The sequence below is a fragment of the Allorhizocola rhizosphaerae genome (assembly GCF_003426775.1).
In the GTDB taxonomy this organism is placed as follows: Bacteria; Actinomycetota; Actinomycetes; order Mycobacteriales; family Micromonosporaceae; genus Allorhizocola; species Allorhizocola rhizosphaerae.
Map to the genome: position 1 here is coordinate 1 of NZ_QJUG01000237.1, position 12,302 is coordinate 12,302.

A 12,302-nucleotide genomic window follows, 5' to 3' on the forward strand; every position below is an offset into this window, starting at 1 on the left:
GCCGGTCTGGGCGGCGCCTTCGGCAGCTCGGCCGCCGCGAGCGCGGCGGCGGCCTGGTGGACAAGCGCGGCGATCTCCGCGGCGCAGGCGGCAGCGGCGGCGGCCGCCGCCGGGACGATCCTGCAGATGTCGTCAAACGGCACGCCTGGTAACAATCAAGCACAGAACAAGCAGTTCAACGATGCTGTGCGCAACGCGGAGCGACAGCTCGGCCGCAAACTCGACAAGGGCGAAATCCGGCGGGTGCACGACGAAATCACCGGCCAGAACATGGGCTATCACGAGATCATCGAGACAATCCTCAGTATGTTCGGTGGCTGACCAGTAGGTATAGGAGCGCAACAAAGATGAACACCATCAACCCGCTGGCCGACGTCCAAGCAAAGCTGGCCCTGGCCACCGGCAAAGTAGCCTGGGGCACCGCCCTGGGCGTGGGCAGTTTTCTGACCGTCGAGTTCGGCGAACGCGTCGAACAGGCCAAGGGCAAGGTGCACGGCGAGTTCCATCTGTGGGTCTACTGCTCCGCTTGGCGGATAGAGACACCGGCGGAGATCGTGGCGTCGTCCGAGGACCCGCGCGAGTTCCTGGAGCCGACCGTGCGCTCCCTCGACGGGCGCACGCTCAGCGACATCCAGCTCGACATGCCATCGCTGTCATCGACCTTCGCCTTCTCCGACGGCACCCGGCTGAGGACCTTCTCGATCTTTTCGAAGGACTTCGATCACTGGATGTTCTACCTGCCGGGCGGCGAGGTCTTCACCGCCGGCCCCGGCTCCACCTGGAGCTTGGGGCGCTGACACCCCGGCACGAAGAAGGCGCCGGCACTGCGCACCGGCCGCGCGGTGCAGAATGCCAGCCGACAGCCCCGGCCTGGTGAGCACACCCTGCGCGGCCATTTCCACGCTGTCGGCTCCCTTTCGTCGCCGCGAAAAACCCGGTCGCGACGTGGTTTTCCACCGTGCGCGGCGAGATGAACAGCAGCCGCGCGATCTCCGGGTTGGCCCTGCGCTCGGCGAGCAGGGCCAACACCGAATCGGGTATGGGTAGGCGGCCACGTTCTCGCCAATCAGCGCGCTGACGTGCGAAAACGTGTGGCTTTTGACAACCGCGCCTATCGCTGCCCGTTCTTCTCCCGCTCGCTCTTGTCGGGCCGGCGAGCGGTGGTCTCCGCGGGTGTGCGCGTGGTCTCGGCCGCCGTGGCCGCGACCTTGCGCGCGGCCCTGCCGTCGCGGGACGACTTGATCAGGCTTGCGATCGTGGCGATGACCAGAATGCTGACGATCGTGCCCAGCGACCAGCCGATCGTGATGTGCGGCACAGCGGTGATCGGCTGGCCCCCGTTGATGAACGGCACGTTGTTTCCAGCCAGCGCCTCCAGGATCAACTTGACCCCGATGAAACCGAGGATCGCGGCCAGGCCCAGCGACAGGTAGACCAGCCGCTGCAGCAGCCCGCCCAGCAGGAAGTAGAGCTGGCGCAAGCCCATGAGCGCGAACACGTTGGCGGTGAAGACCAGGTAAGGCTCCTTGGTCAGGCCGAAGATCGCCGGGATGGAGTCGAGCGCGAAGATCAGGTCGGTGGTGCCGATCGCGATCATCACGATCAGCATGGGGGTGAAGATGCGCCGTCCCTTCTCCGAAAGGGTGGTCATCTTCGCGCCGTCGTAGCTGCGGCTGATCGGCAGGACCCGGCGCGACCATCGGATCAGCGCGTTCTCCTTGAAGTCGCTCTCGTCGGTCTCGCCCTGCCGGGTGAACGTCCACGCGGTGTAGAGCAGGAACGCGCCGAAGATGTAGAAGATCCACACGAACCGGGACACCAGGGCCGCGCCCGCCGCGATGAACACGCCACGCATGAGCAGCGCCAGCACGATGCCGATGAGCAGCACCTTCTGCTGGAAGATGCGCGGCACGGTGAACCGGCTCATGATGATCACGAAGACGAACAGGTTGTCGATGGACAGGCTGTACTCGGTCAGCCAGCCCGCGAAGAACTCCTGCCCGTACTGCGCGCCGTAGCCCAACCACACGAACACGCCGAACACGGTCGCCATGGCCACGTAGAGCACGACCCAGCCGGTCGCCTCCTTCATCGACGGCTCGTGCGGTCGGCGACCGACGATCAGCAGGTCCAGCAGGAGCACGGCGATCAGGCCGGCCAGCGTGATACCCCAGACCAATGTGGACACGTTCATACGCGAAAACCTCCGGTTGGCAGCATTAGGCCCCGGAGGTCTCTCCCGCCGCGATCCGTGAGCCAGCCACGGGCCCTCCCCGGCGACCGACGGCGCCGGGTCCCGCCTCGTGAGCACGAGTCGGAAGCCGTGTTGACGACACCGCCGCGAGGGAATACTCCCCTCCTGCCAGCAAAGTATGGCATGCAAGGATCAGGCCCATGGTGTTAGAGGTCGCCCTGATTGACGTGCGGGCCGGGCAGGAAGACGATTTCGCGGCCGCATACGCCAAGGGCCGTGAGACGCTTGCCACAACTCCGGGCTGCCGCAGCGTCCGGATGACCCGCGGGATAGAGTCGCCGTCGCGCTTCGTGCTGCTGGTCGAGTGGGACTCGGTCGAGGCGCACCTGGAAAACTTCCGGGCCACCGAGCGCTTCGTCACCTGGCGCGGACTTATCGGACAATACTTCGCCCAACCACCCTTGGTGGAGCATTTCGTCGATGTACCTTGAGGCCTCCGATGGGGTACGGATCAGCGCCCACCACGACCCGGCCGATAGTGATCTTGCGATCGTGCTGGCGCACGGCTTCACCGGTTCGTGGCGCCGGCCCAGCATGCGCCGGGCGTCCGCGGCGTTCGGCCGGCACGGCGGCGTCATCACCTTCGACTTCCGCGGGCACGGCTCCTCGGGTGGACTGTCCACAGTGGGCGATCGCGAGATCTTCGACGTCGAGGCGGCCGTGGGGTGGGCGCGCACACTGGGCTACAAACACGTCGCCACGGTCGGGTTCTCGATGGGCGCCTCCGTCGTGGTCCGCCACGCCGCGCTGATCCGCGACGTCGTGGCCGTCGTGGCGGTCAGCGGCCCGGCACGCTGGTACTACCGCGGCACCGTGCCCATGCGGTGGCTGCACTGGGTGGTCGAGCGCAAACTCGGGCGTGTCGTCGGGCGAGTGGCGTTGCGCACACGCATCGCGTCCACTGGTTGGGACCCGCTGCCCCAAGCCCCCCACGAGGTCGCCTCGCTGATCTCGCCCACCCCGCTACTCGTCGTGCACGGCGACGCCGATCCCTACTTCCCCGTCGAGCACGCCCACCAGCTCTACGACGCGGCGGCGCAGCCCAAGGACCTGTGGCTCGAACCCGGCTTCGGCCACGCCGAAAACGCCGCCCCCGCCGAACTCCTCGACCGCATCGGAGCCTGGCTCCTCCAACCCCGTTGACAGGCGGTCAATCCGGTCGCCGGCGCCCTCGCCACGCTCAGAGCGAAAACGGTCCGGTGCCCTTTAATAATGAGTGATCACTCATTATTGTGGGCCGGGTGATGGCACGACTCACGCCCGACGAGCGCCGCGCCGCGCTCATCGCCGCGACGCTGCCGCTGCTGGCCGAGCACGGCGCCGACGTGAGCACACGCGCGATCGCCGAGGCGGCCGGGGTCGCCGAGGGCACCATCTTCCGGGTCTTCGCCGACAAGGCGGCGCTCATCTGCGCGGCGGTCAAGGAGGCCTGCGATCCCACACCCGTGATCGAGGCCATCGACCGCCTGCCCGACCTGCTTCCCGTGCGCGTACGGCTGCAGATGGCCGCCCGCATCCTCGGCCGCCACTTCAGCGCGCATCCCCAACTCTTGTCCGAGCTCACCCGAGCCGAGCGCCTCGCGCCACTGGTGTCGGCGGTGCAGCGCCTGGTCGAGCCCGATCGCAAAAACCTTTTGCACCCGAGCGAAACAATTGGTTGGGTTCTGGTCTCGACCGTCATGATCCCTGGTAGAACACCCGAGGTATTGAACGGGGTACTCGATGCTCTTGCGACTCCTCAAACGCCATCTGCGGCCATACAGTTCGACGCTGACCTTGGTCGTGGTCTTGCAGCTGGTGCAGACGCTGGCGACGCTCTATCTTCCGACGCTCAACGCCGACATCATTGACAACGGCGTCGTCAAGGGCGACACCGGCCACATCCTGGGTGTCGGGGCGGTCATGCTCGGCGTGTCGCTGGTCCAGATGGTGTCCAACGGCGTGGCCGTCTACTTTGGAGCGCGCATCGCGATGGCCGCCGGCCGTGACATGCGGGCCGCGATTTTCAGTCGTGTCATGGACTTCTCGGCCCGCGAGGTGGGCCGGTTCGGTGCGCCGTCGCTGATCACCCGCACCACCAACGACGTGCTTCAGGTGCAGATGCTGGCGCTGATGGCGTTCACGCTCATGGTTTCCGCGCCCATCATGATGGTCGGCGGGGTCGTCATGGCCGTGCGCCTGGACGTGCCGCTGTCGAGCATGCTGCTGGTCATCATCCCCGCCCTCGTGGCCGCGATCGGCCTGATCATCTTGCGGATGCGCCCGCTGTTCCGCGGCATGCAGGAGCGCATCGACGAGGTTAACCGGATCATGCGCGAGCAGATCACCGGCATCCGGGTCATCCGCGCGTTCGTCAAGGACGAGCACGAGCGCAGGCGCTTCGCCGTGGCCAACGACCAGCTCACCGACCTCTCGCTGAAGACCGGCCAGCTGATGGCGCTCATGTTCCCGCTCGTGTTCCTCATCATCAACATCTCCAGCGTCGGTGTGCTGTGGTTCGGCGGGCACCGGATCGATGAGGGCGGCATGCAGGTGGGAGCCCTCACCGCGTACCTGACATATCTCATGCAAATCCTTATGGCCGTCATGATGGCGACCTTCATGCTCGTGATGATCCCGCGGGCCGAGGTCTGCGCGGAGCGCGTCGAGGAGGTGCTCGACACCGACGCGAGTGTGATCCCGCCGGCCGACCCGGTGCAAAACGTTGGCATGCAAGGACACCTGGAGCTGCGCGACGTCGAGTTCCGCTATCCCGGCGCGGAGGAGCCGGTCCTCAAGGGCATCGATCTGGTGGCGCGACCGGGCGAGGTGACCGCCATCATCGGCAGCACCGGCAGCGGCAAGTCCACTTTGCTCAATCTCGTGCCGCGGCTGTTCGACGCCACGGGTGGCAAGGTGCTTGTCGATGACGTGGACGTGCGCGACCTCGATCCCGCGCTGCTGTCGCAGGCCATAGGTTACGTCCCGCAAAAGCCTTACCTCTTCACCGGCACCATCGCCAGCAACCTCCGATATGGGCGGTCGGATGCGACCGACGAGGAGCTGTGGCACGCCCTTGAGATCGCCCAGGCGCGCGAGTTCGTCGAGGCCATGCCGGACAAGCTCGACGCGCCGATCGCGCAGGGCGGCACGAACGTCTCCGGTGGGCAGCGGCAACGGCTCGCGATAGCGCGGGCGTTGGTCCGACGGCCCGAGATCTACCTGTTCGACGACTCCTTCTCGGCACTGGACTACTCGACCGACGCCGCGCTGCGGCGGGCCCTGGCGCGCGAGACCAGCGATGCCACGGTCGTCATCGTGGCCCAGCGGGTAAACACCATCCGCGACGCCGACCGCATCGTCGTGCTCGACGACGGTCAGGTGGTCGGCATGGGCAGGCACCAAGACCTGATGCGCGACAACGAAACCTACCGCGAGATAGTGCTATCCCAACTGACCGAGCAGGAGGCCCTCGCATGACGGGACCGAGGTTTGGGCCGGCTGCGGCGATGGGCGGCCCGCCGATTCACAAATCCTTGAACTTCAAGGGAACCGCCAAGCGCGTCCTGCGTCTCCTGCGACCCGAGCGTAACCGCCTCGTCGCCCTGCTCGTGCTCGGCGTCGGCGCCGTCGCGCTGCTGGTGACCGGGCCCCGCGTCCTGGGCCACGCCACCGACATCGTGTTCAGCGGGGTCGTCGGGCGCGGCCTGCCCGCCGGGGTGACCAAGGAGCAGGCCGTCGAGCAGCTGCGGGCCGGCGGCCAGAACCAGCTCGCCGACATGGTCTCCGGCATGGCCGGGCTCGTGCCCGGCCAGGGCATCGACTTCGGCGCGGTCGGGCGGATGCTCCTGTGGGCGCTCGTCGTGTACCTCACCGCCTCGATGGTCCAGCTGTTCCAGCTGCGCATCACGACCACGGTCGTGCAGCGCACCATGTACCGACTGCGTGAGGACGTCGAGGCGAAGCTCGGCCGGCTTCCGTTGCGCTACTTCGACTCCCAAGCACGCGGCGAGGTGCTCAGCCGGGCCACCAACGACGTGGACAACATCGCGCAGGCGCTGCAGCAGACGCTCTCCCAGCTCGTGATATCGATCCTCACGGTCCTCGGCGTGCTCGCGATGATGTTCTGGATCTCTCCACTGCTGGCCCTGATCGCCTTGGTGACCGTGCCCCTGTCGATCTATGTGACCGTCCTGATCGGAAAGCGGGCCCAGCCCCAGTTCGTGCGGCAGTGGGCCACCACGGGCAAGCTCAACGCGCACATCGAGGAGATGTTCACCGGGCATTCGCTGGTCAAGGTGTTCGGCCAGCAGGAGACGGCCATCGCCAAGTTCAAGGAGCACAACGAGGGGCTCTACGGCTCGGCGTTCAAGGCGCAGTTCATCTCCGGGCTCATCCAGCCCGCGATGTTCTTCATCGGCAACCTCAACTACGTGATCATCGCGGTGATCGGTGGGCTGCGCGTCGCGTCCGGCACCCTGTCGCTCGGTGATGTGCAGGCGTTCATCCAATACTCGCGCCAGTTCAGCCAGCCGCTCAACCAGATCGCCGGACTGTCCAATATGGTCCAGTCGGGCGTGGCGTCGGCCGAGCGGGTGTTCAAACTGCTTGACGCGCAAGAGCAATCGGCCGATCCGGCGCCGCTCGCGCTGTCACCGGTCCGTGGGCGCGTCGCGTTTGAGGAGGTCTCTTTCCGGTACCAGGAAGACAAGCCCTTGATTGAAAACCTCTCGCTCGTCGTGGAACCGGGGCAAACGGTGGCCATCGTCGGCCCGACCGGCGCGGGCAAAACGACCCTGGTGAACCTGCTGATGCGCTTCTACGAGGTGGACGGCGGCCGCATCACGCTCGACGGCGTCGACATCGCCACCATGCCGCGCGAGCAACTGCGCTCGCACATGGGCATGGTGCTGCAGGACACGTGGCTGTTCGGGGGCACGATCGCCGACAACATCGCGTACGGTTCCGACGGCGCGTCGATCGATCAGGTCGGCGACGCGGCCAGGGCCGCCCACGCCGACCACTTCATCCGCACGCTGCCCGACGGCTACGAAACAACGCTCGAAGAGGAGGGCAGCAACGTCAGCGCGGGCGAAAAGCAGCTCATCACCATCGCACGGGCGGTGCTGGCGGAGCCGGCCATCCTCATCCTCGACGAGGCGACCAGCTCCGTGGACACCCGCACCGAGCTGCTCATCCAGCAGGCGATGAGCTCGCTGCGCAGCGGCCGCACCAGTTTCGTCATCGCGCACCGCCTGTCGACCATCCGCAACGCCGACGTGATCCTCGTGATGGAGGACGGCCGGATCGTCGAGCACGGCACGCACGACAAGCTGATCGCGGAGGGCGGCGCATACGCACGCCTATACGCCGCCCAGTTCGCTCAACCCGTCGCTACGGACGGATAGCGCGATCGTGACCGTCCAAACCGGAGGTGCAACGCCGGCACCACAAACAGATTGAGCAGCGTGGAGGTGAACAGCCCGCCGAGGATGACCACGGCCATCGGGTGCTCGATCTCGTTGCCCGGGATCTCGCCGAACATCACCATCGGCACGAGCGCGAGCCCCGCCGCCAGCGTGGTCATCAGGATCGGGGCCGGCCGCTCGCGGGCGCCGCGCAGCACGAGGCCGGCGCCGAACGGCACGCTCTCCTCGCGCTCCAGATGCTGGAAGTGGCTGATCATCAGGATCCCGTTTGCGCGCGGCGATGCCGAGCACCGTGAAGAACCCGACCAGCGAACCCAGCGATATCACGCCTCCCCCGACATAGGCCGCCAGGACGCCGCCCACCAACGCCGACGGCAGCGTGATGAACGAGATGATGGCCACCTCGCCCAGCGCCACGGTCCCGCCCTGCGCGGTGTCCAGCGGCAGGTTGCGCAGCGCGGTCAGGTCGCTGCACGTCTCCGGCGTGCTGTAGAGCCGTACGTCGAAGATCCGGCCGCGCTGGTAGAGGTCGCCGACCTCCTCCGTGGCCATGAGCGTGGCCACGGCCCGGCGCACGTCGCCCGGCTTGAGCCCGTACTTCTGCGCCTCCTCCAGCTTCACCTGCACATCGATCTGCGGGATGTCCTGGATGGCCGATCATCATCCACAAGCGACGGTGCCCGCCCGCTACCAGACTCGAAACACACCTCACCAATGCGGCGAGCGAGCGGCGTGTCGGATAGCCGACGCTCCAGGCGACATCGATAGCCACCAAGGCTTGCCTTGGTGGCTATCATGCGCTGCTCGAAAACGCCAATCGCGGACGTGATCTCCCGCGGGGGCGTAGGTTACCTGTATGGGCAAGATTCGCGTGGGCACGGCCTCGTGGACCGATAAGACCCTCCTGGCCTCCGGGTGGTACCCAAAAGAAGCAAATGACGCCGAGAGCCGGCTCGCCTACTACGCCGAGCAGTTCCCCATCGTGGAGGTCGACTCCACCTACTACGCCCCGCCGGCCGAGCAGACGACGACTCTGTGGGCGCAGCGCACCCCGCCCGGATTCCTGTTCAACATCAAGGCGTTCAGCATGCTGACCGGCCACCCGACGAAGGTTTCCGCGCTGTACAAGGATTTGCGACCGGAGACCGACAAGCAGAACATCTATCCCAAGGATCTGGACGACCAGGCATACGAGGAGGTCTGGACCCGGTTCCTGTCCGCACTGGACCCGCTGGTGAAGGCGAAGAAGCTGGGCGTGCTGCTGTTCCAGTTCCCGCCGTGGTTCGGCATCAGGCGCGACAACAAGCAATACCTGCTGGAGGTCAAGCAGCGTTGCGCACCGCTGCGCGTGGCGATCGAGCTGCGCAGCTCCCTATGGTTCGAGGGGTCCAATCAGGACGAGACACTGGAGTTGTTGCGGGACAACAAGCTTCCGTTCGTCTGCGTCGACATGCCGCAGGGCTACAAAAACTCGGTGCCGCCCGTGTTCGAGGCGACAAGCGACATCTCGGTGGTGCGCCTGCACGGGCACAGCGACAAGTGGACCAGCCGCGACATTCATGAAAAGTTCGGCTACCGCTATTCGACGGCGGAGCTGAAGAAGGCGGCGGGCAAGATACGCAAGCTCGCCGACCAGACGCGGCAGACGCACGTGCTGATGAACAATTGCTATTCCGACTATGCGCAACGCAACGCCGAGGAGCTCATCGAGCTACTCGATTAAAATCTATAAATCTTCTCGGTACGTTTTACGGCCCTCGACGCTGTCCCGGATCTTGTCAACCGCGCCCACGGCCGGGGCCGCGATTTTGTTCCAGGGCGGGCGGTTGGGCATGTCCGGGTGCGGCCGGGTCGGCGCGGCCTCCTCGGCGATCTCCAGGCGGTTGCCCAGCCGGATCAGGTCGGCCTCGCTGGCCACCCGGCTCAGCTGGGGAAAGATCCGGCTCGCGCAGGTGGACCCGTGGCGCAGGATCTCGGCGTCGACGGCCTCGGCGAGATCGTGGTACGACGGGCTGTCCGGCGCGGCCTCCTCAAGCACGGCGAGCTGGCGCAGCAGCGTCGTGTCGTGGTCGATCTCGTCGTCGACCAGGTTGTCTCCGTCCGGCACGAGCGCTCGCACCGCCGGATAGAGGTATTGCTCCTCCGCCGACAGGTGCCGCGACACGGCCGCCGTCACGACGTCGGCCAGCTCGCGCCGGGACTGCTCGGCCTTGAGCAACTCCGACGACAGCGCCTCCAGCTGGAGGTGCTCGTCGGTGAGCACGGAGATGATGCTGCGCCCGCCAGGGCGGTACTCGTACTTCTCCCTCTCGCCCGGCAGCGGAGGCAGGGGCGGCAGATACGGCGAGAACATGACATGGCCATACCCCCGGCGGCCGGGGACTAATCCAGATTCACCAGCATGACGGCTGCTAGCAGGGCCAATCCGGCGCACATGGGCCACAGGAGGCCGGGCGCGTACTGGTACACGAATCCGCCCAGTGGAGGGGACAGCACCATGCCGCTGATCGACGCGCCGGAGTACAGGCTTTGGAAGCGCCCGCTCATGCCGCTCGGCGCGCGGTCGGCGGCGAACGCGGGCGAGGTGGGTTTGTAGAGCATCTCCCCCACCGTAATGATCAGGATCGCGAGGACGGCACCGCCGTAGCGGGGCCAGACTGCCAGCACGACGAACCCGAGCCCGACCAGCGCCCAGCCCGACGAGATCACCTTGAGGGCGGGCCGCTTCGCCAGGTAAATCGCCAGCGGGGTCTCGGCCAGCACGATGATCAGGCAGCTGATCGAGATGAGCGCGCCGTAGCCGATGAGCGGGGTCTGGTCATCGGTCAGCATGAGCGGCAAACCCGTAAATATTTGGCGGTACGACGTGTCGAGCGCGACGACGCCGATGACCAGAGCCAGCACGCGCCGGTCGGCCCGGACCGCGCGGAAGAATCCCGACGGGATGTCGTCTCTGGACTTCGGCTGGGCCTTCGGCACGAAGCGCCACACGATGAACATGAGGGCCAGGCTCGTGACCGCGTCAATCACGAACACCAGCGAGAAGTCGACGCCGGCGGCGAGCGCACCCAGCGGCGGGCCGACCATGATGCCGGCGTTCATGGCGGCGCGGGAGATGGCGATGCCCATGCGGCGCTGCTCGGGCGGCACGGCGTCGGCCACGAGCGCCACGCCGAGCGGGTGGCCGGAGCCGGCGCTCAAGCCCGCGAGCGCCGAGAGGGCAAGCAGGAAAGCGTTGGGCGCCAAGGGCATCAGGCTGCACGTCACGGCCCATCCGGCGTAGCCGATCAGCAGCACCCGCTTGATCCCGAAGCGATCACCGAGCCAACCGCCGAGCAGGTTGCCCGCGATGAGCCCGGCCCCGTTGGCGCCCACGATCACCCCTGCTTCGACGGGGGCCATGCCGCGCTCCTGCACGAGGTAGACCGTGAGATAGAACCAGGCGAGGGCGCCCGCTGCGTTGATGAAGCGCCCGAGCACGAGCAGGCGCACCCATGTCGGCAGCTGCTTGAGGCTCGACCAGATCACGCGCCCTCGCCTCCCCCGTTGTACTTGGTAAGTTTCTAATGGGAACCTAGAGTGAGGGCATGCCGCACGCAAGCTGGATTCCGGAGACGCACTGCGCGATCGCGCAATCGTTGGGGGTGCTCGGGGACGCTTGGGATCTGCTGCTGATCCGGGATCTGGCGCGGGGCAGCCATCGGTTCGAGCAGTTGACGGGCGAGTTGGGGATTTCACGCAAGGTGCTCACCGAGCGGTTGCGCAAACTTGTGGGGCACGGGCTGGTCGAGCGGCGGCCCTATTCGCAAAGCCCGGTGCGGCATGAGTACTGGCTGACTCCCGCAGGGCTCGCGCTGGTGCCCGTGTTGGTGGCGCTGCAGGATTGGGGCGACACGTGGCTGCTCGGCGACGGCTCGCTCACCGGGCTGGGCTCGCAGGCCGCAGCCGCTCGGGTTTCATCACTGGCAGGCACACGGATACCGGAGTTGACCCTTCCATCTACATTGGACACTCCGCTGGACGTCGTCGATCCCTCCGCGTCGCACACGGTCCTGTTCGCCTTCCCGCTGGCGTCCCGCACGCCCAAACCGGATGGCTGGAGCGCCATCCCGGGCGCCATCGGCTGCACACTGGAAAACCGCCTCTTCGCCGCAGCACACGCGGACTTCCAGGCGGCGGGCGCTGCAATCCGGGGCGTCAGCACCCAAGCCGCCGCCGACCAGAAGGACTTCGCCACGGCCGAGCGCGTCCCCTTCCCCCTACTCTCCGACGCAGGCCTTCACCTCACCGCGACACTGCGGCTGCCCACCTTCCGCGCGCCCGACACCCCGCGCCTGCGCCGCCTCGTCCTCGTCATCGACGCCACCCGCACCATCACCGACGCCCTTTTCCCCATCACCAACATCCCCGCAGCCATAGATTGGGCCCTATCCCGCGCCCGCTGACCCATCCGCACACATCCTCCACGGCCAGCTCGCGGACCCTTGCCCTCCCGCTGACTTCGGGGGCGCTCCCCCACCACCGACACTCGCCAGCCACACCTCACGAGCCCTACCCTCCCACCGGCTCCCGAGGCGCCCCCACCACCGACACTCGCCAGCCACACCTCACGAGCCCTACCCTCCCACCGGCTCCCGAGG

13 protein-coding genes and 2 pseudogenes are annotated in these 12,302 nt (G+C 66.8%); 9 read left to right on the forward strand and 6 right to left on the reverse strand.

Translation table 11 applies throughout. The features are described 5' to 3' along the window. Together DM816_RS34525 and DM816_RS34530 are read left to right on the forward strand one after the other, a co-directional pair. On the forward strand, positions 1-321 hold a 321-nt coding region (locus DM816_RS34525; RefSeq protein WP_211588974.1), incomplete at its 5' end, for a hypothetical protein. A gap of 26 nt (positions 322-347) precedes the next feature. Then, positions 348-797 carry a hypothetical protein gene (locus DM816_RS34530; RefSeq protein ID WP_117214663.1) on the forward strand — a complete coding sequence of 150 codons (450 nt, stop codon included), beginning with the start codon at positions 348-350 and terminating at the stop codon, positions 795-797. On the opposite strand, the gene DM816_RS46015 is transcribed toward DM816_RS34530, so the two are convergent. Both DM816_RS46015 and DM816_RS34540 read right to left on the reverse strand, forming a co-directional pair. Continuing rightward, positions 757-1,029 carry a LuxR C-terminal-related transcriptional regulator gene (locus tag DM816_RS46015; protein WP_211588975.1) on the reverse strand — a complete coding sequence of 91 codons (273 nt, stop codon included), beginning with the start codon at positions 1,027-1,029 and terminating at the stop codon, positions 757-759. The genes DM816_RS34530 and DM816_RS46015 overlap by 41 nt on opposite strands. Before the next feature lie 190 nt (positions 1,030-1,219). Continuing rightward, positions 1,220-2,194 (reverse strand): annotated as a pseudogene (locus tag DM816_RS34540) (TerC family protein); the annotation flags it as partial. Between the two features lie 200 nt (positions 2,195-2,394). Here DM816_RS34540 and DM816_RS34545 point away from each other — a divergent pair. The 5 genes from DM816_RS34545 (at position 2,395) to DM816_RS34565 (ending at position 7,641) form a co-directional block, all read left to right on the forward strand. Then, positions 2,395-2,685, forward strand: coding sequence for an antibiotic biosynthesis monooxygenase family protein (locus DM816_RS34545; RefSeq protein ID WP_117214666.1), 291 nt, complete (start codon positions 2,395-2,397; stop codon positions 2,683-2,685). Next, positions 2,675-3,397, forward strand: coding sequence for an alpha/beta hydrolase (locus DM816_RS34550; protein ID WP_117214667.1), 723 nt, complete (start codon positions 2,675-2,677; stop codon positions 3,395-3,397). Before DM816_RS34545 ends, DM816_RS34550 begins: the two co-directional genes overlap by 11 nt. An 89-nt stretch (positions 3,398-3,486) precedes the next feature. Beyond that, a complete protein-coding gene (locus DM816_RS44860) occupies positions 3,487-4,104 on the forward strand; it encodes a TetR/AcrR family transcriptional regulator (RefSeq protein ID WP_246002528.1) in 618 nt (205 codons plus the stop codon). Beyond that, positions 4,037-5,713, forward strand: a complete 1,677-nt coding sequence (locus DM816_RS34560; RefSeq protein WP_246002529.1) for an ABC transporter ATP-binding protein — start codon at positions 4,037-4,039, stop codon at positions 5,711-5,713. The genes DM816_RS44860 and DM816_RS34560 overlap by 68 nt, the downstream gene beginning before the upstream one ends. Then, on the forward strand, positions 5,710-7,641 hold the full coding sequence (locus DM816_RS34565) for an ABC transporter ATP-binding protein (RefSeq protein ID WP_211588976.1): 1,932 nt from the start codon (positions 5,710-5,712) through the stop codon (positions 7,639-7,641). The genes DM816_RS34560 and DM816_RS34565 overlap by 4 nt, the downstream gene beginning before the upstream one ends. Here the strand turns inward: DM816_RS34565 and DM816_RS43980 are convergent. Both DM816_RS43980 and DM816_RS46020 read right to left on the reverse strand, forming a co-directional pair. Beyond that, the gene (locus DM816_RS43980; protein WP_342768788.1) at positions 7,617-7,925 is read right to left on the reverse strand and encodes an efflux RND transporter permease subunit; all 309 of its coding nucleotides are present in this window, start codon (positions 7,923-7,925) and stop codon (positions 7,617-7,619) included. The genes DM816_RS34565 and DM816_RS43980 overlap by 25 nt on opposite strands. A 187-nt stretch (positions 7,926-8,112) precedes the next feature. After that, a pseudogene (locus DM816_RS46020) lies at positions 8,113-8,289 on the reverse strand (hypothetical protein); the annotation flags it as partial. Positions 8,290-8,518: 229 nt separating this feature from the next. Between DM816_RS46020 and DM816_RS34575 the strand changes: the two are divergent. Beyond that, on the forward strand, positions 8,519-9,385 hold the full coding sequence (locus DM816_RS34575; protein ID WP_117214670.1) for a DUF72 domain-containing protein: 867 nt from the start codon (positions 8,519-8,521) through the stop codon (positions 9,383-9,385). 3 nt (positions 9,386-9,388) lie between these two features. Here DM816_RS34575 and DM816_RS34580 read toward each other — a convergent pair whose 3' ends face one another. Together DM816_RS34580 and DM816_RS34585 are read right to left on the reverse strand one after the other, a co-directional pair. After that, a complete protein-coding gene (locus DM816_RS34580) occupies positions 9,389-10,015 on the reverse strand; it encodes a hemerythrin domain-containing protein (protein ID WP_117214671.1) in 627 nt (208 codons plus the stop codon). Between the two features lie 29 nt (positions 10,016-10,044). Beyond that, a complete protein-coding gene (locus DM816_RS34585) occupies positions 10,045-11,190 on the reverse strand; it encodes an MFS transporter (protein ID WP_162908129.1) in 1,146 nt (381 codons plus the stop codon). A gap of 59 nt (positions 11,191-11,249) precedes the next feature. Here DM816_RS34585 and DM816_RS34590 point away from each other — a divergent pair, with 59 nt between their 5' ends. Continuing rightward, complete coding sequence (locus DM816_RS34590; protein WP_117214673.1) at positions 11,250-12,107, forward strand: winged helix-turn-helix transcriptional regulator; 858 nt, start codon at positions 11,250-11,252, stop codon at positions 12,105-12,107. Positions 12,108-12,302 lie beyond the last annotated feature (195 nt).

What these genes read in the sequence shown, in the direction of transcription:
- DM816_RS34530 (WP_117214663.1), top strand. Translation starts at nt 348, where the DNA reads ATGAACACCATCAACCCGCTGGCCGACGTCCAAGCAAAGCTGGCCCTG.
- DM816_RS34545 (WP_117214666.1), top strand. Translation starts at nt 2,395, where the DNA reads ATGGTGTTAGAGGTCGCCCTGATTGACGTGCGGGCCGGGCAGGAAGAC.
- DM816_RS34550 (WP_117214667.1), top strand. Translation starts at nt 2,675, where the DNA reads ATGTACCTTGAGGCCTCCGATGGGGTACGGATCAGCGCCCACCACGAC.
- DM816_RS34565 (WP_211588976.1), top strand. Translation starts at nt 5,710, where the DNA reads ATGACGGGACCGAGGTTTGGGCCGGCTGCGGCGATGGGCGGCCCGCCG.
- DM816_RS34575 (WP_117214670.1), top strand. Translation starts at nt 8,519, where the DNA reads ATGGGCAAGATTCGCGTGGGCACGGCCTCGTGGACCGATAAGACCCTC.
- DM816_RS34580 (WP_117214671.1), bottom strand. Translation starts at nt 10,015, where the DNA reads ATGTTCTCGCCGTATCTGCCGCCCCTGCCTCCGCTGCCGGGCGAGAGG.
- DM816_RS34590 (WP_117214673.1), top strand. Translation starts at nt 11,250, where the DNA reads ATGCCGCACGCAAGCTGGATTCCGGAGACGCACTGCGCGATCGCGCAA.